The 20,578-nt window shown below is 71.9% G+C and carries 18 protein-coding genes; 9 read left to right on the top strand and 9 right to left on the bottom strand.

The genetic code is table 11. From position 1 onward, the window contains the following. Positions 1 to 233 precede the first annotated feature (233 nt). From ABZY12_RS18995 to ABZY12_RS18985, 3 genes are all read left to right on the top strand, one after another. Entirely contained in the window at positions 234 to 815 is a 582-nt protein-coding gene (locus ABZY12_RS18995) for a DUF5753 domain-containing protein (RefSeq protein ID WP_356891675.1), read from the top strand. Then, positions 812 to 1,009, top strand: coding sequence for a DUF397 domain-containing protein (locus ABZY12_RS18990; RefSeq protein ID WP_356891673.1), 198 nt, complete (start codon positions 812 to 814; stop codon positions 1,007 to 1,009). The genes ABZY12_RS18995 and ABZY12_RS18990 overlap by 4 nt, the downstream gene beginning before the upstream one ends. Positions 1,010 to 1,080: 71 nt before the next feature. Further along, the gene (locus tag ABZY12_RS18985) at positions 1,081 to 2,277 is read left to right on the top strand and encodes a hypothetical protein (protein ID WP_356891671.1); all 1,197 of its coding nucleotides are present in this window, start codon (positions 1,081 to 1,083) and stop codon (positions 2,275 to 2,277) included. Here ABZY12_RS18985 and ABZY12_RS18980 read toward each other — a convergent pair. The 3 genes from ABZY12_RS18980 to ABZY12_RS18970 form a co-directional block, all read right to left on the bottom strand. Further along, positions 2,274 to 3,188 (bottom strand): N,N-dimethylformamidase beta subunit family domain-containing protein, encoded by a 915-nt coding sequence (locus tag ABZY12_RS18980; protein ID WP_356891669.1) that lies wholly within the window; start codon positions 3,186 to 3,188, stop codon positions 2,274 to 2,276. The two genes, ABZY12_RS18985 and ABZY12_RS18980, sit on opposite strands and share 4 nt — an antisense overlap. Positions 3,189 to 3,264: 76 nt before the next feature. Beyond that, positions 3,265 to 4,143 (bottom strand): alpha/beta hydrolase, encoded by an 879-nt coding sequence (locus ABZY12_RS18975; RefSeq protein ID WP_356891667.1) that lies wholly within the window; start codon positions 4,141 to 4,143, stop codon positions 3,265 to 3,267. A 501-nt stretch (positions 4,144 to 4,644) separates the two neighbouring features. Next, the gene (locus tag ABZY12_RS18970) at positions 4,645 to 5,337 is read right to left on the bottom strand and encodes a metal-dependent transcriptional regulator (RefSeq protein WP_356891665.1); all 693 of its coding nucleotides are present in this window, start codon (positions 5,335 to 5,337) and stop codon (positions 4,645 to 4,647) included. 149 nt (positions 5,338 to 5,486) lie between these two features. On the opposite strand from ABZY12_RS18970, the gene ABZY12_RS18965 reads away from it, so the two are divergent. After that, positions 5,487 to 6,254 carry an SIS domain-containing protein gene (locus ABZY12_RS18965; protein WP_356891663.1) on the top strand — a complete coding sequence of 256 codons (768 nt, stop codon included), beginning with the start codon at positions 5,487 to 5,489 and terminating at the stop codon, positions 6,252 to 6,254. 16 nt (positions 6,255 to 6,270) lie between these two features. On the opposite strand, the gene ABZY12_RS18960 is transcribed toward ABZY12_RS18965, so the two are convergent. After that, complete coding sequence (locus ABZY12_RS18960; RefSeq protein ID WP_356891719.1) at positions 6,271 to 7,455, bottom strand: ATP-binding protein; 1,185 nt, start codon at positions 7,453 to 7,455, stop codon at positions 6,271 to 6,273. A gap of 5 nt (positions 7,456 to 7,460) precedes the next feature. Then, a complete protein-coding gene (locus tag ABZY12_RS18955) occupies positions 7,461 to 8,120 on the bottom strand; it encodes a response regulator transcription factor (protein ID WP_356891661.1) in 660 nt (219 codons plus the stop codon). Between the two features lie 87 nt (positions 8,121 to 8,207). On the opposite strand from ABZY12_RS18955, the gene ABZY12_RS18950 reads away from it, so the two are divergent. The 4 genes from ABZY12_RS18950 to ABZY12_RS18935 all read left to right on the top strand — a co-directional run bounded on the left by ABZY12_RS18950 (position 8,208) and on the right by ABZY12_RS18935 (position 11,711). After that, positions 8,208 to 8,696, top strand: a complete 489-nt coding sequence (locus ABZY12_RS18950) for a hypothetical protein (RefSeq protein WP_356891659.1) — start codon at positions 8,208 to 8,210, stop codon at positions 8,694 to 8,696. Beyond that, the gene (locus tag ABZY12_RS18945; RefSeq protein WP_356891657.1) at positions 8,693 to 9,760 is read left to right on the top strand and encodes a peptidoglycan-binding protein; all 1,068 of its coding nucleotides are present in this window, start codon (positions 8,693 to 8,695) and stop codon (positions 9,758 to 9,760) included. The genes ABZY12_RS18950 and ABZY12_RS18945 overlap by 4 nt, the downstream gene beginning before the upstream one ends. Beyond that, positions 9,757 to 10,446 carry an ABC transporter ATP-binding protein gene (locus ABZY12_RS18940; RefSeq protein ID WP_356891655.1) on the top strand — a complete coding sequence of 230 codons (690 nt, stop codon included), beginning with the start codon at positions 9,757 to 9,759 and terminating at the stop codon, positions 10,444 to 10,446. Before ABZY12_RS18945 ends, ABZY12_RS18940 begins: the two co-directional genes overlap by 4 nt. A gap of 83 nt (positions 10,447 to 10,529) precedes the next feature. Then, on the top strand, positions 10,530 to 11,711 hold the full coding sequence (locus tag ABZY12_RS18935) for an ABC transporter permease (protein WP_356891653.1): 1,182 nt from the start codon (positions 10,530 to 10,532) through the stop codon (positions 11,709 to 11,711). Between the two features lie 80 nt (positions 11,712 to 11,791). On the opposite strand, the gene ABZY12_RS18930 is transcribed toward ABZY12_RS18935, so the two are convergent. From ABZY12_RS18930 to pdxH, 3 genes are all read right to left on the bottom strand, one after another. Beyond that, positions 11,792 to 15,688 (bottom strand): hypothetical protein, encoded by a 3,897-nt coding sequence (locus tag ABZY12_RS18930; protein ID WP_356891651.1) that lies wholly within the window; start codon positions 15,686 to 15,688, stop codon positions 11,792 to 11,794. Between the two features lie 167 nt (positions 15,689 to 15,855). Beyond that, positions 15,856 to 17,205, bottom strand: coding sequence for a PAS domain-containing protein (locus ABZY12_RS18925; protein WP_356891649.1), 1,350 nt, complete (start codon positions 17,203 to 17,205; stop codon positions 15,856 to 15,858). A 404-nt stretch (positions 17,206 to 17,609) separates the two neighbouring features. Then, positions 17,610 to 18,236, bottom strand: coding sequence for a pyridoxamine 5'-phosphate oxidase (gene pdxH, locus ABZY12_RS18920; RefSeq protein ID WP_356891717.1), 627 nt, complete (start codon positions 18,234 to 18,236; stop codon positions 17,610 to 17,612). 222 nt (positions 18,237 to 18,458) lie between these two features. On the opposite strand from pdxH, the gene ABZY12_RS18915 reads away from it, so the two are divergent. Further along, on the top strand, positions 18,459 to 19,559 hold the full coding sequence (locus ABZY12_RS18915; protein WP_356891647.1) for a citrate synthase 2: 1,101 nt from the start codon (positions 18,459 to 18,461) through the stop codon (positions 19,557 to 19,559). Here the strand turns inward: ABZY12_RS18915 and ABZY12_RS18910 are convergent. Continuing rightward, on the bottom strand, positions 19,538 to 20,578 hold the full coding sequence (locus ABZY12_RS18910; RefSeq protein WP_356891645.1) for a 2-oxoglutarate and iron-dependent oxygenase domain-containing protein: 1,041 nt from the start codon (positions 20,576 to 20,578) through the stop codon (positions 19,538 to 19,540). The genes ABZY12_RS18915 and ABZY12_RS18910 overlap by 22 nt on opposite strands.

Raw genomic sequence — 20,578 nt, 5'->3', positions numbered from 1 at the left:
AGGGCGCGCCAGGAGGGCCGGGCGGTACCCGGCTGGGGCTCGGGTGTCCGGGGCCGCGCGGATTCGGTACGGCAACGGCGGCAGCGGGTCTCGCCCGCGACCGGGCGGAACACGTGGTCGTCACCGGGCCCGTCGCAGATGACCAGCGCTCCCGGGGCGGGAGCTTCGGCCGTGGCCTCCGGGGCGGCTTGCGTGGGCGGTGGCACCGCCGCGGGGAGCTTCACGGTCAGGCGGTGGCGCAGGAAGCCCACCGCCGAGCGGACGCCCTCGCGCGGCAGGGCATGCGTCAGGGCGTGCCGCAGGTCGGCCGCGGAGACCCCGCGCCGGAGCCACTCCGCCGCCGCCTCGGTGAGTCCGCGCGCCTCGCGGGCCCCGAGGAGACCCTGGACGACGACGAGATAGAGACGGGTGTCGCGGCACGGCTGAAGCGGCAGCAGGTGTACTTCCGGAAGCCCGCACCGCTGGTCACCTTCGTCCTTGAGAAGGCCGCGTTCACCAGGCCCATCGGCGGGCCGGACGTCCTGCGGAAGAACCTTCTGTACGTGCGCGAGTGCGCCGACCTGCGCAACGTCACCATCCAGGTGATGCCGGAGAACAGGACGACCCATGCCGGGCTCGACGGGTCCTTCACCTTGTTGGAGACCGAGGAGCGCCGCAGCCAAATCGTCTATGTCGAGGGCCAGGGCGGCAGGTACTTTCTGAGCGAACAACCGGATGTGGGGGACGTCTTCGCCCGCTACAGCACGCTGCGGGCGCAGGCCCTCACCCCGGAAGACTCAGCGGAACTCATCGAACAGGTGGCACGAGAGCTATGAGCACCGACCTCAACTGGTTCAAGAGCAGCTACAGCGGCCCCCAGGGCGGCGACTGCGTCGAGGTCGCCGTCGCCGTCACGAGTGTCGCGTCGGACCGCCCCCACACCGTCCACGTCCGCGACTCCAAGGACACCACCCGGCCCCCCTTCGCCGTCTCCCCCACCGCCTGGTCCGCGTTCGTCGCGGCGATGTGAGCTCCCCGAGGCAGGTCAGGAGGCCGGGCCCGTAGGCTCGGCCTTTCCTGCCCTCCTTGAGGAGTCGTCACTTGATCAAGCTCGCCTCGACCTTCAATCCGGTGCTGCTGTCCGGAACCAGCCTGGCGTACACGGGCAGCTTCGCGCAGTCCCTGTTCTGGGAATCCGTGGACCAGCTCTGGTACGTGTGCCAGAGAAGACCCACGACGGGCGGCGACATGGACCGGATCCTGATCTCGCGGCTCACGGCCGACGGGGTCCTGGTGGACAGCATGACGATCGGCCGCGCGGGGCACGGTGCGAACATCGGCGTCGAGCGGACCGACGGGAAGATATTCCTGTGGACCGACGCCATGCCGTTCGAGAACTGGGCCAGGTCCGTCGCCCGGATCCCCTACACGCCCGGCGGCACCGCCGATGCGAGCGACCCGGCGACCGTCGCCATCCACCACCCCCGGACGGACGTCTACCGGGTGTCGGCGACGATCGACCCGATCCGGCGCCACCTGATCTACCGCTGGCAGTCGAACAACAGCTCCGCTCCCGGCGCCGTCGGCGGCTTCGACCGTTACGCTCTGGACGCCGCCGCGCAAGGCACCTTCACCCGGCTGGAGTCGGTGGCGTACAGCGCCACGAACCAGAGCCTCCAGGGGTACGCGAGCCTCGGCGAGCACCTCTACCAGCTCCACGGCTCGTTCGACGCCGACAACATGCGGCTGACGTGCACGCACTGGACCACCGGCAAGATCCTCCAGTCGGAGCCCCTCAGCACCTTCGGCTCCCTGCCCAGGCGGGAGCCCGAGGGCCTGTGCGTCTTCGAGAGCAGCCCTGGGGACGCCCACCCCACTCTCGCCTTCGGGGTGGCCAACGAGCTCACCGACGGCACCACGCGGCTCAACGTCGCCCGCCTCCCGCACCCGGGGACGAACCCGTGGGTCGACGTCCCCTACGACACCGCCGTCTACACGCCGAACAGCGCCAACTACGTCCCGCAGTTCCGGTTGGCCGGCGACCAGGTCCATCTGCACTTCTCGATGTCCAGGAACGACGGGAATCCGTGGGCCAACGGTGAGGCGCTGTTCCAGCTTCCGCTGCGGGCACGGCCGAACCGGACCCAGCGGCTCCTCGGCGTGGTGGGCGGCGGCGGCGTCGACGCCGACACCATGGCCGTCCGCTTCGAGGTGACGACGGACGGCCATGTCCTCGTGTACGACGAGCGTCCGCTGACCAGTTGGATCGGCGCAGACGTCAGCTTCTGGCGCTGCTAGCGAACGCGCGGCTCCAGTACCCGGGTGAGGACGTCCGTCGCGGCGCGGCGGGCGTCCTCGTCGATGTGTCCGGGCTCGTGGAGCGCGAGCGGTCGGTGCAGGCGTGCCAGCCGGGTGCCGGCCCCCGTCGCCCGCCCCACCGCGGCGCGGGTCTTCCGGGACCAGCGGGCGTCCCGGTCGGCTCCGGGGAGGACGACGGCCGTGTAGCGGGCAGGGTCGACGTGCCCCTCGTGCAGGTCCTCCTCGGTCGCGTACGTCACGTCGTACCCCTCCTCCTCCAGCCACCGGGCCGTGCTGCAGTCGGTGTCGAAGTCCTCGGGCAGACCGATTCCGGGGTACGGGCGGTCGGGCGTCTTCGCGAAGGGCAGGACGAGGAGGAGGTCGGAGCGGCGGGCGGGTTCGCGGACGACGAAGGGCGTGAAGGCACGGTGGCCGTCGGCGGAGGTGAAGACCGCCATGAAGACACCGCTCACCCAGTCCTGAGGCACGGTCGGCTTCCAGGCCGCCTTCCCGCCGGTCCTCGGGCCGACGGCCAGGTCACCACTGGTGAGCAGGTGCCGAGCCTGGACGCCGGCGTAGTGCCCGGTGCGGTAGACCGCCACGGTGCAGCTCTGCGCGACGCTGGACGCGATGTGGAAGCCGATGAGTTCTCCGTGGCCGACGGAGTTCCTCGACGCGTAACCCTGGATCTGGGGCCGGGCGAGGTCCACCCCGCAGGTGTCGTCGCAGCCGACGGCCCAGCGTCCTGAGCCGGGCGCGCCGTTCTCCCGCACCACGGGGTTGTCGCCGGTCCGGGGCGCCGGGAAGTCCGTGTGCGCGGCGGCCGTCCCGGCCCACCACTGGGTGCCTGCGACGGCGACGGCCCCGACTCCGGCACTGCGCAGAACCGTTCTACGGGAGAGCTCCGACACAGACCGACCTCCGGGACCGCTTGTCATTGGAGCGATCATCGTACGGGCGCCACGACCGTGAACGGCCGTCAGGAGGTCAGGAGGTCAGGACACCGTTCAGGAACGGCTCGATGGCCTCGCGCCAGGCTTCCGGGTGGTCGTAGTGGAGGAGGTGGCCGGCGTCCGGGATCTCGGCGTAGGCGCCGTGGGGGAGGACGCGGACCATCTCCTGGGCCTCCGCCCGGCCCAGTTCGCCGTCCAGGCCGCGGACGACGAGGGTCGGGCAGCGGACCTGGGCGAGCGACTCCCAGTGGGCGTCGTGGACCCAGGTCTCGCGGGAGGTCAGCATCTGGGCCGGGTCGAAGACCGGGTACCAGCCGTCGGGGCGTTCGGTCATCACCTCGGCGAAGAACTCGCCGCGGGCGGGGTTGGGCCGCTCGACCCAGGGATCGTCCTGGCCGAACCACGCGCGTACGTCGGCGAGCGAGGCGAAGGGAACCGGCCAGCGGCGGAACCAGTCCTGCCACTCGCGCTGGGTGGCCGCTCCGAGGGCCGAGGCCCGCATGTCGCAGATGACCAGGGCGTGGACGAGATCGGGGCGTTCGGCGGCGAGCTGCCAGGCGGTGAGGGCGCCCATGGAGTGGCCGATGAGCGTGACGGGCCCGAGGCCGAGCTGTTCGACGGCGGCGGCCGCGTCGGCGACGTACGCCTCACGCGTGAAGGGACCGGCCGGGGGCTTGTCGCTGAGGCCGTGGCCGCGCTGGTCGAGGGCGACCGTGCGGTGGCGCTCCGCGAGCCAGCGGGCGGTCGGGGCCCAGTGGGAGGCGCGTCCCATGAGGCCGTGGAGCAGTAATACCCCGGGCTCGGCGGCGTGCGGCGCCTGTGCGCGCCGCTCCCCCCGCGCCCGCTCATTCGTGAACTCCCAGGCAGCCAGGCGTACGCCGGCGGCTCCGGTGACGTCCAGACGTCGCACCATGTTCCTGGCACCCCCTCTTTCCCATCGAGCGTGTCGAGCCCCGTCAGACTATCGAACCCGTATTCGAAAATAGGGTTCTGCCGCGTAACACCCCTCGTTCGAGTGACTGACTTCAAGGGTTGACGCGCGCTGCCGGGGGGAGATCTTCAGCGGGAGGCGGACCGCTCGGGGAAATCGGTCCGAGGGGAATGACCCTGGGAGCTCGGGGCTCCGGGTCAGCACAGGGGAGGACAGGCCCCGGCGCCCATGGGCGCCGGGGCCCTCTGTCTTCTGTCGCACCGCCCCCGACGCCCGCATCGCACACCCCTCCCGGCCTCGCACGGCTGACCCCAGCGTGGCACGGCGCGGGTCCGGCCGTGGTGATTCCGACGTAAATCGGGCCGACGGGTTCCGGGGGGTGGTGGGGATGACGGCGACGGCTCCGTCGGGCGGCCGCTCGGTGGGCGCTCCCGGGGCGTGCGTGGGTGCTGTGCGGCGGTGCCCGGTGGTGGCGGGGGTCCTTCAGCGCTTGGCGACGAAGACGTGCGCCGCGACGTCCGCGTCCAGCTCGGCCGCCTCACCGCTGCTGCCGACCAGGACACCGCCCGCCGACTCCGTCACGCTCACCACGGAGCCGGGCTGCACCCCCGCCCGCCGCAGTGTGTACATCAGCTGGGCGTCCGTCTGGATCGGCTCGCCGATCCGGCGGACGATCACCGTCTTGCCCTCCTGGCCCGCGTCCAGGTCGGCCAGCGAGACCATGGAGTCGTCCAGGAAGGACTCCGCCTCGGCCTTCTCGCCCAGCTCCTCCAGACCCGGGATCGGGTTGCCGTACGGCGACTCCGTCGGGTGGCGCAGCAGCTCCAGGACGCGCCGCTCCACCGCCTCGCTCATGACGTGCTCCCAGCGGCACGCCTCCGCGTGGACCTGCTCCCACTCCAGGCCGATCACGTCGACGAGCAGACACTCGGCCAGGCGGTGCTTGCGCATGACGCGGGTGGCCAGACGGCGACCCTCGTCCGTGAGCTCCAGATGGCGGTCGCTCGCCACGGCCACCAGGCCGTCGCGCTCCATACGGGCCACCGTCTGGCTCACCGTCGGGCCGCTCTGGTCGAGCCGCTCGGCGATCCGGGCGCGCATAGGGACCACACCTTCCTCCTCAAGCTCGAGGATGGTGCGGAGATACATCTCCGTTGTGTCGATCAGTCCGGACATACGTGCCCCTCGATGAGTCGTGCGCTGGCCCTGCCCCAATTCTGACGCATCCCACCGACAACCGTGTCGTGGCGGGGAAAGGCGGTATTGACAGGGCAATGGTCCAGACCGCAACGTGATCCGCGACACGACGACAAGGAGCTTCGGGAATGGGCGACAGCGCGCGCGAGAGCAAGCTGGCCGGGCAGTTCTTCGACGCCGCGATCGGCCTGCTGCAGCGGGTCCGCGACGAGGACGCCGAGGACATCGCGGCGGCCGGCACCGCCATCGCCGAGGCCGTCGCCGCGGGCGGCCGCCTCTTCGCCTTCGGCGCCGGCCACTCCTCGCTGGCCGCCCAGGACGTCGTCTACCGGGCGGGCGGTCTGGCTCTGATGAACTTGCTCGCGGTGCCCGGGGTCGTCGGCGTCGACGTCATGCCGGCCACGCTCGGCTCGGCCCTGGAACGGGTCGACGGCCTGGCGGGCGCGGTCCTCGACTCCTCCCCCGCCAAGGCGGGCGACGTCCTGATCGTCATCTCCCTCTCCGGGCGCAACGCCCTGCCCGTCGAGATGGCGATGAACGCGCGGGCGCTCGGCCTCACGGTGATCGGCGTGACGTCGGTGGCGTACGCGACGGAGACGAAGTCCCGGCACGTCTCGGGCACGTATCTGAAGGACCACTGCGACATCGTCCTCGACTCCAAGATCGCCGTCGGCGACGCCGAACTGACCCACGAGTCCATCGAGGCGCCCTTCGCCCCGGCCTCGACGGTCGTCACGAGCGCCCTCATGCAGGCCACGATGGCCGCCGCGGCCGAGGAACTGGTCCGCCTCGGCATCGAGCCGCCGCTGCTGCGCTCGGGGAACGTGGACGGCGGGCACGAGTGGAACGGGCGCGTGATGACGGAGTACAAGGACAGGATCTTCTTCCGGCACTGAGCCCGTACGCCCCGCCTCAGGAGGCGAAGCGGACCCTGATCGTCAGGCCGCCGCCCTCCGCGTTGGGGGACGCGGTGGTCGTGGCGCCGTGGGCGCGGGCGACGGACTCGACGATCGACAGGCCCAGGCCGACGCCCTCCCCCGGCGCGTGGGTGCGCTCGGTGAGACGGCGGAAGGGTTCGAAGAGCAGCGGGACGGTGGCCGCCGGGACCACCGGGCCGGTGTTCGCCACCTCGACACCGCCGGGCCCCGTACGGACCTCCACGCGGCCGCCCGGAACGTTGTGCCGTACCGCGTTCGCGAGCAGGTTGTGGACCAGACGGTCCAGGAGCACCGCGTCACCGGAGACCGTCAGGGGCCGGTCCCGGACCGAGACAGTCACCCCGCGCTCCGCGGCCTCGTCCGCCAGCGCCTCCACCGCCCGCCGGGCGACCTCGTGGACCGCCACGGGCCGCCGCTCCCGCAGGCCCTGATCGGAGGCGGCGAGCACCAGCAGCCCCTCGATGATCCGGTCGCTCCCGTCGGCGACCTCGATCAGCTTCGACCGGATCCGGGCGACCCGTTCCGGGCCCGGCTCCCCCGCGAGCCCGATCTCCGCCGCGGCCCGCTGCACGGCGACCGGGGTCCGCAGCTCGTGCGCCGCGTTCGCGGCGAACCGCTGCTGCGCCGTGACCAGTTGTTCCATGCGCCCGAGCATCGCGTCGAAGGTGTCCGCGAGCCGCTTCAGCTCCCCGGGCGGCCCGTCCAGGGCAATCCGCTCATGCAGGTTCTCCCCGGACAGCCGGCGGGCCGTCTCGGTGATCACGGCGACCGGGCGAAGCACGCGGCCCGCCATCCACCAGGCGAGGACGACGGAGAGGGCCGCGTACACGGCGAGGACGATCACGGAGACCGTCAGGAGCCGCTCCAGGGCGGCGCTCTCGGCCGCGTCGCTCACCTGGCGGGTGATCGCGAGCCCCCGGAACGCCCCGGGCGGGAGCGCGCCGGGACTCGCCGTCGCGGCCGGCGACCAGCTGGGGACGGGGGTGGGCGACGGCAGGTCGTCCATCCGCCTGGCGGGGACGGCGCTGGTGACCGCGAGGCTGATCGACGAGTACAGGCCCTCCTTGACCAGCAGGTACACCACTCCCGTGAGCAGTCCGCCCGCCAGGACCAGAAGGCCGCCGTACAGCGCCGTCAGCCGGGCCCGTTCGCTGTTCACGACGTTCACGACGCGATCCGGTAGCCCGCGCCCGGCACCGTCTCCACCACCGGCGGGTCGCCCAGCTTCGCGCGGAGCTTGCTGAGTGTCACCCGTACCGCGTTCGTGCGATAGCTGGTGTGCTCCTCCCACACCTGCTCGATGAGGTCCTCGCCGCTGACGACCGCACCCTCCGCCCGCAGCAGGGCCTCCAGGACAGCGAACTCCTTCCTGGACAGGTGCAGGTGCCGCCCGTCGCGGTCGGCCTGGCGGCGGGCGGTGTCGAGGACGATGCCGGCCCGTTCCAGGACGGGAGGGAGCGCGGGCCGGGCGCGCCGCCCGAGGGCGAGGACGCGGGCGAGCAGCTCGTCGTAGGCGAAGGGCTTGGTCAGATAGTCGTCGGCGCCCAGGCCCAGACCGTCGACCCGGTCCCGTACGGTTCCCGCCGCCGTCAGCATGAGGACCCGGGTCAGCAGCCGCTGTTCCACGACCCGGCGGCACACGTCGTCGCCGTGCATCCCCGGCAGGTCGCGGTCCAGGACCATGACGTCGTACTCCCCGAACTGAAGCTTCCGCAGGGCCTCCAGGCCGTCGCCGGCGACGTCCACGGCGAGCGCGTCACGGCGCAGGCCCTCGGCGATCATCTCGGCGAGAAACGCCTCGTCCTCCACCACCAGTACACGCATGGGCCCTGTGTACCGGAAGGCAGCTTTCGTCTCTGTTAACCGATGCGCTGAGAGAGACGAAACACCCGCTCCCGGCACGCTCCCGCCATGACGACTCGACGCAAGTTCGAACTGGCCGCCGCGACCGGTCTGGCCGCCCTCTCCCTCCTCCTCACCACCGCCTGCTCCGGCGAGAAGCCCGAGGCCACGGGCGTCAGCGGCGAGGGCAAGAAGGCCGACCAGGCCCTTGAGCACCGCAAGTGTCTGCGCGAGCAGGGCCTCGACGTGCCCGAGCCCAAGCCGGGCGAGGAGGGCGTCGGACTCACCATCGGCGGCGACGGCATGTCCAAGGAGAAGATGGAGAAGGCGTTCAAGGCCTGCCGCGACAAGGGCGGCGCCGGCATGGGCAAGGAGCTGACCCAGGCCGACAAGGACAAGATGGTCGAGTACGCGCGGTGCATGCGCGAGAACGGCGTCGACATGCCCGACCCGAAGTTCGAGGGCGGCGGCGTGACGGCGGCGCGGCCGATGCCGCAGGGCGCGGAGAGGGAGAAGTTCGAAAAGGCCAACAAGGCCTGCGAGAGCGTGTCGCGATGAGCCGGCGCAGGCTGGTGTTCGCCCTGGCGGCGATCGTCGCCGTCGCCGGCGCGGGCGCGGCCGTCACCTCCGTGACCGCCGTGACCGGCCCCGAGAAGAAGCGGATCGTGGCGGATCCGGGGCTGCCGCCCGCCACCACCCCCCTCACGCGCGGTGATCTCAGCGACAGCTTCCAGCAGGAGGGCACCCTCGGCCACCTCGGCGAGCGGAAGATCAACGCGGGCACGGCCGGCACCCTCAACTGGATCGCTCCGACCGGCTCCACCGTCGAGCGGAACGAGCGGCTGTACGAGGTCGACGGCCGGCCCGTCCGTCTGATGTACGGCGCGGAGCCCATGTACCGGACGCTGAAGACCGGCGACGAGGGCAGGGACGTACGGCAGGTGGAGGAGAACCTCGCCGCACTCGGGTACACCGGCTTCACCGTCGACGAGGAGTACACGGAGAAGACCGCCGCCGCCGTGAAGCGCTGGCAGAAGTCGCACGACCTGAAGCGGACCGGCACCATCGGCCCGGACGCGATCGCCTTCGCGGGCGGCGCGCTCCGGGTGAAGGAGGCGGGCGCCGCGACCGGCGACCAGGTGGGCCCGGGGCGTCCGGTGCTCACCGTCACGGGCTCGGAGCGGGTCGTACGGTTCAAGCTCCCGGTCGCGGACGCCGGTACGGCGAAGGTCGGCACCCGGGTCTCCGTACAGCTTCCGGACGGGACCCGGGCGGCGGGGAAGGTCTCGTCGGTCGGAAAGACGGCGTCGGCGGGCAGCGATCCGCAGGACCTCACACCGAAGATCGACATCACGGTCTCCTTCGACGCCCCGGAGAAGGTCAAGGGCGTCGACCAGTCCCCGGTCACCGTCGACCTCACCGGCGAGACGCGCAGGAACGTTCTCTCCGTACCCGTCAACGCGCTGCTCGCCCTGCCCGGCGGCGGCTTCGGCATCCAGGTCGTCGAGAACGGCGGAGCAAGGGACGTCGAGGTCGAACTCGGCATGTTCGGCCAGGGCCGCGTCGAGGTCACCGGCGACGGGCTGCGCGAGGGCATGAAGGTCGGGGTGCCGTCCGCATGACCACGGTCGTACGACTCTCCGGGGTCGCCAAGGAGTACGCGGGCGGCGTCCGGGCGCTCGACGGGGTCGACCTCCTCGTCCGCGAGGGAGAACTCCTCGGCATCGTCGGCCCGTCCGGCTCCGGCAAGTCCACCCTGCTGCACATCATCGGCACGCTGGACCGGCCCAGCGCCGGGACGGTGGAGATCGCCGGGCACGACGTGGCCTCGCTGACGGACCGCCGGCTGTCCGCACTGCGCGCCCGTCACATCGGCTTCGTCTTCCAGGCGTTCCATCTGGTGCCGGGGGTCGGCGCGCTGGAGAACGTCGCCGAAGGGCTGCTGTACTCCGGGCTCCCCCGGGCCCGGCGGCGGTCGATGGCCGCCGACGCGCTCGCCCGGGTCGGGCTCGCCGACCGGATGAAGCACCGGCCGCACGAACTGTCCGGCGGGCAGAAGCAGCGCGTCGCCATCGCGCGCGCGGTGGTCGGCGAACCGGACCTGCTGCTCGCCGACGAGCCGACCGGCGCGCTGGACTCGGCGTCCGGAGAGGCCGTGATGGACCTGCTGCGCGAACTCAACGCGCAGGGCGCGACGATCGCGGTCATCACGCACGACGCGGAGATCGCGGGACGGCTGCCGCGGCAGGTCCGCATCCGCGACGGCCGGGTGGTGGCGGACACGGCGCTCGGAAAGGTCGCCGCCTGATGCCGCCGCGTACAGGGAGAACACCGAACAGGGCATCTGACACGGGGCCGGACAGCGCGTCGAGCAGGTCGTCCGGCAGGGCGTTGAAGGCGGCGCGGCTCGGGCCGCGTGACGTCGTCCATGTCGGTTCGGCGGGGTTGCGCAGCCGTCCCGTACGGGTCGTGCTGTCGGCGCTCGGGATCGCCATCGGGATCGCCACGATGATCGCGGTCGTGGGCATCTCGGCCTCCAGCCAGGCGCAGTTGATCCGGCAGCTCGACGCGCTCGGCACGAACATGCTGGTCGCCAAGCCCGGCGAGGGGATGTTCAGCGGCCGGCAGGTGAAGCTGCCCAAGGACGCGGTGGGGATGGTCGGCCGGATCGACGGCGTCGAGGACGTCGGCGCGACCGGGGACCTCAAGCGTTCGGTCCGGCGCTCGGAGAAGATCCCCGAGGGCGAGACGGGCGGCATCGCGGTGAAGGCGGCCACCGAGGGCATGCTCGACGTCCTGCGCGGCGGCATGGCCACCGGCACCTGGCTCAACCGGGCCAACGGCCGCTATCCGTCCGTCGTCCTCGGCCACGTGGCGGCCGAGCGGCTCGGCATCAGCGAACCGGGCCGGCAGGTCTGGATCGACGACCGGTACTTCACCGTCGTCGGCATCCTGGAGCCGCTGCCGCTCGCGCCGGAGATCGAACGCTCGGCGCTGGTGGGGTGGGAGGGGGCGCGGAAGCTGCTGCGCTTCGACGGGCATCCGACGGCGGTGTACGAGAGGTCCACGGACGCGTCCATACGCACCGTGCAGAAGCTGCTCGCCTCGACGATCGACCCGCGGAACCCGCAGAACGTGGCCGTCGGCGACCCCTCCTCGGCCCTCCAGGCCAAGGCGGCGACCGAGGGGGCGTTCTCGTCGCTGCTGCTCGGCCTCGGCGGGATCGCGCTCCTGGTGGGCGGCGTCGGCGTCGCCAACACCATGATCATCTCGGTTCTGGAGCGCCGCCACGAGATCGGCCTGCGCCGCTCCCTCGGCGCGACCAGGGGCCAGATCAGGATCCAGTTCGTCACGGAGTCCCTGATGCTGTCCGGCCTCGGCGGCCTGGCGGGCGTGGCACTCGGGGGAGCGGCGACGGCGGTGTACGCGTACGCGGGCGGGCTGCCATGGGTGGTCCCGCCGTGGGCGGTGGCCGGCGGCTTCGGCGCGACGCTGGTGATAGGCACGCTGGCCGGCCTGTACCCGGCGGTCCGAGCGTCGCGCCTGTCCCCGACGCTGGCGCTGCAGGCGTAGGGAGGCGGGGGCCGGGGGCCGAAAAACGCCGAGGGCCGGGTCGCGTGTCACGCGCCCCGGCCCTCGGTCGGTTCGGCCGCTTACGAGGTGTAGTAGCCGGCCACGTCGGCGAGCAGGTCCACCGAACCGGACTTGTTGTAGAAGCTGACCTTGCCGTTCACGACCGGCACGACCACCAGGTTGGGGATCGTCTGCCCGGCGGTGAAGTTCAGATTCGACGCACTCGTCCGGGCCGTACCGTCCGGATAGACGGACACGAAGCTGCCCGAGGTCGCGTTCGTCGCCGTCACGTTCAGGACCACGGCCGTGACCCCGCTCACCGGAATCCCGGAGACGCCCGCCACCTGGAGGGTGGCGACCCCGCCGGGACCGACCTTCGCCTGCGGCACGCCCTGGCCGGCCCGTGTGTCCATGAGACGCGTCGGAGTGATCGGCTTGTACAGGGAGCCGGTGCCGTCGGTCGTGAAGTACCCGGACACGTCGGCGAGGAGGTCGACCGTACCGGCCTTGTTGTAGAAGCTGACCTTGCCGTTCACGACCGGCACGACCACCAGGTTGGGGATCGTCTGCCCGGCGGTGAAGTTCAGGTTCGACGCACTCGTCCGGGCCGTACCGTCCGGATAGACGGACACGAAGCTGCCCGAGGTCGCGTTCGTCGCCGTCACGTTCAGGACCACGGCCGTGACCCCGCTCACCGGAATCCCGGAGACGCCCGCCACCTGGAGGGTGGCGACCCCGCCGGGACCGACCTTCGCCTGCGCCACACCCAACCCCGCACGCGTGTCCATCAGACGCGTCGGAGTGATCGGCTTGAACGTGGAGCCCGCCATGTCGCTGGTGTAGTAGCCGGACACGTCGGCGAGGAGGTCGACCGTACCGGCCTTGTTGTAGAAGCTGACCTTCCCGTTCACGACCGGCACGACCACCAGGTTGGGGATCGTCTGCCCGGCGGTGAAGTTCAGGTTCGACGCACTCGTCCGGGCCGTACCGTCCGGATAGACGGACACGAAGCTCCCCGCCGTCGCGTTCGTCGCCGTCACGTTCAGGACCACGGCCGTGACCCCGCTCACCGGAATCCCGGCCTTCCCCGTCGCCTGAAGAGTGACCGTGCCACCCGGCCCGATCTTCGCCTTCGGCACACCGAGCCCGGACCGCGTGTCCATCAGACGCGTCGGAGTGATCGGCTTGAACGTGCCGACACCGGCGGCGGGCGGGGTCACCGTCAGCGTGCCGCGCGCGTACTGCATGCCGCCGGCAGTGACGTAGACCTGCCAGGTGCCCGTGGGGGCGCTGCGAAGGTCCACCGTCGCCGTCAGCGTGCGGGCGTCCTCGGAGACCCCGACGGTGGTGGCCGTCAGCGAAGCGGGGCCGCCGAGCAGCTGCACCTTGTCCTTCGGGCTGAGCGCCGTGCCCTGCACCGTGAGTGTGGCGATCTTGCCGCTCTGGGCGGAACTCGGGGAGACCGACGCCACGGACACGGTTTCGGTGCCGCAGAGGGACGACCAGCAGTCGAGTTCCGCGCTGTAATCCGCCTTTGACGCCTTCTCGGGAAGGCCCAGAAGGAAGGTGCTGGGCGACGGGTCCGCAAAGCCCGGCTCGCTCAGGTAGCACTGGTAGCCGGTCGCGGAGACCAGCATGCAGTTGTTGTCGAGACTGGCGTCGTACAGCGCGGGCACGGCGATGTCCGTGGCGCCCGCGGTGTCGCTGATCTTCACGTCGAAGCGGTCCCTGGCCGCGGTGGGCAGCACCCGACAGACGGCGGTGTGCTGCTCGTCGAGCGTGCCGGTGATCGGGCCGTAGCCGTGACTGATGTTCGGAACCTTCGCGCACTCCGGGGCCGGGCCGGACGGCGTGGCGATCCGCAAGGCGTCGAAGCGGTAGGAATCGGCAGCCTTCAGGTGCGGCGGCACGGTGACGAGGACCTGATAGTGCGTCGACCCCGTCACCGCGCAGGACCTGTTCCGGTAGCCGCAGGTGGGGGCGCTACCGTCGGCGCGGTACGCGAGGATGTTCGCCGTGCCCAGCGGGTCACGGACGTTGAGGTGCAGGACGTCGCCTGCAGCGCCGGTGGTGACCTGATGGCAGAGCAGCGACCCCGGCACGCCAGGCTTGCCGCCCGTGGAGGCTCCGCCCACCGCGGTCGCGGGGGTCTCTGCGCAGCCCTTGGCCGTCGCGGTGACATCACGGCGCGCCAGGGTGTACTCGGCCGGGGTGTTCCGGCCGGTGACGAGGACGGTGTGCGCGGCGCCCGGCGTGAGCTGACAGGTGGTCCAGCTGCTCAGGGAGGGCCAGAGCTGACAGACCTGCTTGCCGGTGACGTCGAGGACCGAGACCTGCGCGGTGGTCACCGTGCCCGGTGCCGCCTGCAGCTGGAGGTTCTCGGTCGTGGAGCGTCCGTCGGCCGGGATCGACAGGCAGTGCGAGAAGACCCCGTCCCCAGTCCTGAACCGGGCGGTGGGGCTCGTCGCGGTGAAGTCGCCCGACGGGACGGCGGGACAGGTGCTCACCACGTCGGTGCGGTGCAGGAGGGCCCGGTACGCACCGGTCGGCCGGAGAGTGTCGTCAGTGGAGATCAGCGCGCGGTAAGGGGCGGGGCCTGTCAGGACACAGGTGCCCTGCAGGAGCCGGTCGTCACCGCACCTCGTGGTGCCGGCCGCGTCGACGACGACGACGTCCGGACGGGGCTCGGGGCCGCCGAGGGGAGTCAGGATCGCGATCGTGGCGTCCTGGGGCACCGGCAGGCTCACGCAGTCGATCTCACCGGCTGCCGCGAAGGAGCCGTCGAGGACGCCGAGAGCGGCGGGCTGCTCGCAACCGGCGGCGGAGGCCCGGTGGAGGATCAGGGTGGGCCGGTCGGTCAACAGGGTGTACGCGACACCCGCCGTGAGCTCACAGAGCGACCAGGTCTCGCAGACCGTCCGGCCCTGGGGGTCGTACACCTTGAGGCGGGTGCGTTCGCCCTGGCCCGCCGCTACGCCGTACACATCGTACGTGCCGTCCGCGGGGGCGGTGAAAGTCCTGCAGCCGGTGGGCGAAGTCGCCTCCGTCGGCGAGGAGCCGTACGCGTTGACGGGCGCGACAGCGCAGCCCTGCGGGTCGGACAGGCGGCGGATCTTCAGCGTGTACTCGGCGGGGAATCCGTCCTCCACATCACGGACGTGGCCGAGAACCCGGTAGGGGCCGTCGCTGGGGAGCACGCAGCCGTCGCTGCCGTCCTCGTCGCGCACGCAGATGTGCCTGCCGGTCTCATCCGTGATCCAGGCGATCTCGTCGCCGTACTTGGTGGTCGCGAAGTCGACCGTGATCCGCTCACCCGCCTTGCCCGTGAACGGCTGGCAGATGATCGCGAACTGGCTGGGGGTCTTCGCCTTCAGGGGCTCCAGGTCCCAGGAGGTACCGGTCTCCGGCAGACAACCGGCCGTGGTGGCGAGCGGGATGACGGCGACCAGTGCCTCGTCCGGGTCCACAGTCCCGTTGGAGAGCTTCAGCGTGTACGCGCCGGCCCGCGGCAGGGTGCACCAGCCCTCGCGCCAGTCGTAGTCGTAACAGTCCAGCTCGGTCTCGCCGTCGTAGACCCGGGCCAGGGTGTTGTTGTGCTGATCGTCCAGCAGCAGACGGTGGAGGCCGGGCTGCTCGGCGGTGAAGGTGAAGCAGGCGGTGCCGTTGCCCTCGAGGGCGGCCTTTCCGACGGCGTCGCCGGGGTCACCGAGCGGTGCGAGCGGGAGGACGGGGCAGTCCTCGGCAGCAGGCGCGTCGTCGGCCGGGGCGTCCTCGGCCGGGGCTTGGGCGGCCGCCGGGGCCTTGGCCTCCGGAGCCTGGGCGGCCGAAGCGACGGTCGCCTGAGCCGTGGGCGTCGCCGCCCAGGCGACGCCGGCCGGGAGCAGTAGCGACAGCAGAACCGACAGCACGAGCAGCAGTGCGGTGTACGGGGTGGTGTACGGCGCGGGTCTCGCGTCCGTACACGGGTAGTGAGGCAATTCCGTTCCCCCCGGAGCGGTGAATGGGGCGTGTTCTGCCACGCGATCGGTGAACCCCGGGCGCGAGCGGCACGCGTGAAGTGCCGTGATGATCGCACAGGGGACCGACACGGTGAGAAGGAGATTCCGGACCGTCCGCCCCGGGACGACGCCCCCCGGGCGTGGCCTCAGTGCGCGCCCGTGCCCGCCCCGCTCGCCAGGTCCAGGGACGCCGCCACCCGGACCGACACCGTCTCCGCGTACACCGCGTCCGGGCGCTCGAACGGGGGGCGGGAGGCCGAGCGGAGGAAGGTCGCCACGCCCACCGTCCGGCCCCGGCTGCGCAGGGGCGTGCACAGGGCGTGGACGGCGTCGCGGGGCCAGTGGCGTTCGGCGGCCCACTCCTCCGGGGGCTGCTGGGACGCCGTCGCCGAGGCGCGGACCGGGCCCGTACGGGAGACGGCCTGGAGGGCGGGGTGGCCGGACGGGTAGCGGAGCGGGATGCCGCCGCCCGCGACTACGGCGACCGGGCCCGGGGCGCCCTCCGGGGTCGCCGCCGCGCGGACCAGACGCCGCTCACCCGCCGCCACGTCGATCAGCGCGTGGTCGGCGAAACCGGCCAGGGCGAAGTCCAGCAGCACGGTCGCCGCCTCCATCGGATCCTCGCACTCCGCCGCCGCCGCGCCCGCACGGTGCAACTGGCTGTACCGGAAGCGCAACCGGTCCGCCTCCTGCTCCGCCAGCCGCTCCTCCGTCACATCGTGGAACAGCCACCCCACGCCCAGCGGCACGGGCTCCTCCGCCAGCGGCGATGCCAACCGTACGAACCCGCTGCGCCAGCACCTCCGCTCGCCCGCCGCCGTCCGCAGCGTCACCCACACATCGGCCGCCGACCGCGGCGCCCCCTCCGCCAGCACATGCTGGAGCGCGCCCTCCAACTCCTCCACGCCCTGGCCGACCAGCTCGCCGAGCGGCCGGCCGAGCGGGGCCCTGGGGCCGACGCCCATCGCCCGCGCCGCGTGCGCGTTGACGACGGCCGGCCGCAGATCGACGTCGACGAGGACGACACCCCAGGACGCGTCGTCGAACAGCGCCTCGCTCAGCGCGATCGACCGCTCCAGGTCGATCTGCGCGTGCACCTCGCTGAACGCGCAGTACACCCCGGCCGGCGCGCCGTCCGACCCGCGTACGCCCGCCGACTGTGTCCGTACGAGCACCCTGCCGCCGTCCTTGCGCAGCAGCGCGAACTCGTGCACCTGCCGTCCCGGCGCCTCCATCGCCCCCATCAGCCGCCCGAGCGCCTCCGCCGCGTCCGCGCTCCGGGCCGCCCATCCCTCGAACCCGCGCCGCCCGACGGCCTCCTCGGCCGACCAGCCGAGGATCCGCTCGGCCTCACGGTTCCAGTGCGTGACGGTGCCGTCGGCGTCGAAGGCGCAGAGCGCCGCGTCCATCCCGTCGAGCAGCGCGGCCAGCAGATCCGACCCGGGCCCGTGCCCGTCGGCCGCCCGTTCCGCGGTCTCGCTCGTGGAAGCACTCATCCCGGACCCCCTGGCAGGACGGTGTACGCGCGTGCACCCGCACGCCCCGGCCCAATTCAACTGGAACGTGACGCAGGACACACCCCCTTCAATGAAATCGTTGCGTCCCGGAAAAACACTTGAGCGCGCGCGACGGGGTTCCTAGGGTGTGGGTACACGCGAAAGGAGGTGATCCGAAAAAATGGTTTCTTTTCGGACTCGTGAGGTGACTGCGGGCTGACGCCTGCCGTCGCACTCTGTGCCTCGGCAGGTCAGCTGCCGAAACCCAAGCAGTCACCCGACCCGTGGGCCGCCGGTAAGTCCGGCCGGCTCTCGTCCGAACTCGAGCGGACGGGACCAAGGCCCACGGGTCGCCTGCGTTCTCCGGGCCCGACGGCGCCCGCGGCCCCAGAGGGACAGGCGCCTCAGGGGGACAGGCGCTCCACCCGCCAGCCCTCGCCGGTCCGGACGTACCGCAGCCGGTCGTGCAGGCGGTTCTCGTGGCCCTGCCAGAACTCGACCGTCTCCGGGACCACCCGGAAGCCGCCCCACTCCGGCGGCACCGGGACCTGCTCGTGCTCCGGGTAGCGCGCGGCCAACTCCGCGTACCGCGCGAGGAGTTCCTCGCGCGACTCGATCACCGACGACTGGTGGCTGGCCCACGCCCCGAGCTGCGAGCCGTGCGGGCGGGTGCGGAAGTACGCCACCGTCTCGTCGCGGCCCGTGCGGGCCGCCCGGCCGGTGACGATGACCTGGCGGGCCAGCGGGTGCCAGGGGAAGAGCAGGGCGACGTTCGGGTTGGCCGCCAGCTCGCCGCCCTTGCGGGAGCCGTAGTTGGTGTAGAAGACGAATCCGGCCTCGTCGAAGTGCTTGAGCAGCACGGTCCGCGCGGACGGGCGGCCGTCGGGGGTGGCGGTCGAGACGACCATCGCGTTCGGCTCGTGGATCGCCGGGTTGGTGGCGGTCTCCTTGAACCAGCGCGCGAACTGTTCGATCGGTTCGGGTGCGAGGTCGGTCACGGACAGCCGCGGCGTCCGGTACTGCTCGCGCATGTCGGCGGGATCGAGAGCGTCGGTCACGGGTTCATCCTGCCGTAGCGGCGTAGTGTGCCCGGCACCGCGTGCCGTTAATCCTTCCTCGCCGAATCGGCGCAGTGTGCCGGATGTCACGCTTCCCCGCATCATCGGAACCGTACAGACTCTTCGGCTGGATGACTGTTACTTCCCGCCATGCCGTCCCACTGGATGATTGATCATCGATAGAGGAGCCGCCTGATGTCCGACTTCGTACCCGGACTCGAGGGAGTCGTCGCGTTCGAAACGGAGATCGCCGAACCCGACAAGGAGGGCGGCGCTCTTCGGTACCGCGGCGTCGACATCGAGGATCTGGTCGGTCACGTCTCGTTCGGCAACGTCTGGGGTCTGCTGGTCGACGGGGCGTTCAACCCCGGTCTGCCGCCGGCCGAGCCGTTCCCGATCCCCGTGCACTCCGGTGACATCCGCGTGGACGTCCAGTCCGCGCTCGCCATGCTCGCGCCGGTGTGGGGCCTCAAACCGCTCCTCGACATCGATGCCGAGCAGGCCCGCGACGACCTCGCCCGGGCCGCCGTCATGGCGCTGTCGTACGTCGCCCAGTCCGCGCGCGGGCAGGGCCTGCCGATGGTGCCGCAGAGCGAGATCGACAAGGCGCAGTCGGTCGTCGAGCGGTTCATGATCCGCTGGCGCGGCGAACCGGACCCGAAGCACGTCAAGGCCGTCGACGCCTACTGGACGTCGGCCGCCGAGCACGGCATGAACGCCTCCACCTTCACCGCGCGCGTGATCGCCTCGACGGGCGCGGACGTGGCCGCGGCGCTGTCGGGTGCGGTGGGTGCCATGTCCGGGCCGCTGCACGGCGGCGCCCCGTCCCGCGTCCTCGGCATGATCGAGGAGATCGAGAAGACCGGCGACGCCACCGCGTACGTCAAGCAGGCCCTGGACAAGGGCGAGCGGCTGATGGGCTTCGGCCACCGCGTCTACCGCGCCGAGGACCCGCGCGCCCGCGTCCTGCGCCGCACGGCCAAGGAGCTGGCCGCGCCGCGCTTCGAGGTCGCGGAGGCGTTGGAGAAGGCCGCCCTGGAAGAGCTGCACAACCGGCGCCCGGACCGTGTCCTGGCGACGAACGTGGAGTTCTGGGCGGCGATCGTCCTCGACTTCGCCGAGGTCCCGGCGCACATGTTCACCTCGATGTTCACCTGTGCCCGTACGGCGGGCTGGTCGGCGCACATCCTGGAGCAGAAGCGCACGGGCCGCCTGGTGCGCCCGTCGGCGCGCTACACCGGGCCGGGGCAGCGCGACCCGCGGGAGATCGAGGGTTACGCCGACATCGTGGGCTGAGCCCGCCGGCTCTCGTCGCGCAGCAGGTCCGCGTGGTGGCGGGCAGCCGCCAGGGGATGGGCGCGCAGCTTTCCCTTGAGCTCGTTGCGGCCGTACTCGGCGAACAGGGGGTTCGCCGGGTCGGCCGTCACGCCTGGCGCGTACGGCGCGTACGGGAAGGGCAGCGGGGCGATCCGGGCGTCGAGCCGCGGGTTGTAGAAGAACGGGACGGAGAAGCGTTCCGTCGTGCCGGGCGGGGAGACGACCCGGTGGTGGGTGGCGCGGAGGTAGCCGTTCGTGGCCACTTCGAGGAGTTCGCCGAGGTTGACGACGAACGCGCCGGGCAGCGGCGGTACGTCGTGGAAGACGCCGTCCTCGCGCTCCACCTGGAGCCCGCCGACGTGGTCCTGCAGGAGCAGGGTGAGGAAGCCGTAGTCCTTGTGGGCGCCGACGCCCTGGTCGTCGCCGTCGCCGCTGCTTCCCGGATACCGCACCAGCTTGAGGTGCGGGTGGGCGCGGGGGCCGAAGATGTCGTCGTAGAAGTCGGCGGGGGCGCCGATGGAGGCGAGCAGCTCGTGCAGCAGCCGCTCCGCGACGCCGCTGAGCCGCTCGACCCAGTTGAGGGCGGCGAGGCGGAGTTCGGGGAGCGCGGCGGGCCACTGGTTGGGCCCCTGGAGCCACCAGTAGGGAGCCTCCCCGGGGCCGGGGACGTGCGCGGGGCGCTCGGCTCCGATGTCGAGCTGATCGCGCCAGTCACGGGCGCCGCCGGTGCGTTCGTCGCCGATGCGGGTGTAGCCGCGGAAGTGCGGCGAGAGCGTGGTGTCGATGGCGAGCCGGTCGGCCTCCGGCAGCGCGAAGAAGGCCCGCATGGCGGAGGTGAGCGCCTGGGTGTCGGCGTCGGTGACGCCGTGCCCGACGAGCTGGAAGAAGCCGACGTCGTGGGCGGCGGAGTGCAGCTGGGCGTGGAGCAGCCGCCGGGCCTGGGGGCCGCGGTGGGCGGCGGCGAGGTCGACGATGGGGAGCTGGGAGTAGTACGACAT

The organism is Streptomyces sp. NPDC006551, from assembly GCF_040611675.1.
In the GTDB taxonomy this organism is placed as follows: Bacteria; Actinomycetota; Actinomycetes; order Streptomycetales; family Streptomycetaceae; genus Streptomyces.
The sequence above is the reverse complement of the archived record's forward strand: the minus strand, read 5'-3'. Positions and strand labels throughout refer to the sequence as shown.

Bases quoted from the DNA above. Each gene is read 5' to 3' on its own strand.
- ABZY12_RS18990 (WP_356891673.1), top strand. From the start codon at position 812: ATGAGCACCGACCTCAACTGGTTCAAGAGCAGCTACAGCGGCCCCCAG.
- ABZY12_RS18975 (WP_356891667.1), bottom strand. From the start codon at position 4,143: ATGGTGCGACGTCTGGACGTCACCGGAGCCGCCGGCGTACGCCTGGCT.
- ABZY12_RS18970 (WP_356891665.1), bottom strand. From the start codon at position 5,337: ATGTCCGGACTGATCGACACAACGGAGATGTATCTCCGCACCATCCTC.
- ABZY12_RS18965 (WP_356891663.1), top strand. From the start codon at position 5,487: ATGGGCGACAGCGCGCGCGAGAGCAAGCTGGCCGGGCAGTTCTTCGAC.
- ABZY12_RS18955 (WP_356891661.1), bottom strand. From the start codon at position 8,120: ATGCGTGTACTGGTGGTGGAGGACGAGGCGTTTCTCGCCGAGATGATC.
- ABZY12_RS18950 (WP_356891659.1), top strand. From the start codon at position 8,208: ATGACGACTCGACGCAAGTTCGAACTGGCCGCCGCGACCGGTCTGGCC.
- ABZY12_RS18945 (WP_356891657.1), top strand. From the start codon at position 8,693: ATGAGCCGGCGCAGGCTGGTGTTCGCCCTGGCGGCGATCGTCGCCGTC.
- ABZY12_RS18940 (WP_356891655.1), top strand. From the start codon at position 9,757: ATGACCACGGTCGTACGACTCTCCGGGGTCGCCAAGGAGTACGCGGGC.
- ABZY12_RS18925 (WP_356891649.1), bottom strand. From the start codon at position 17,205: ATGAGTGCTTCCACGAGCGAGACCGCGGAACGGGCGGCCGACGGGCAC.
- pdxH (WP_356891717.1), bottom strand. From the start codon at position 18,236: ATGCGCGAGCAGTACCGGACGCCGCGGCTGTCCGTGACCGACCTCGCA.
- ABZY12_RS18915 (WP_356891647.1), top strand. From the start codon at position 18,459: ATGTCCGACTTCGTACCCGGACTCGAGGGAGTCGTCGCGTTCGAAACG.
- ABZY12_RS18910 (WP_356891645.1), bottom strand. From the start codon at position 20,578: ATGTCGTACTACTCCCAGCTCCCCATCGTCGACCTCGCCGCCGCCCAC.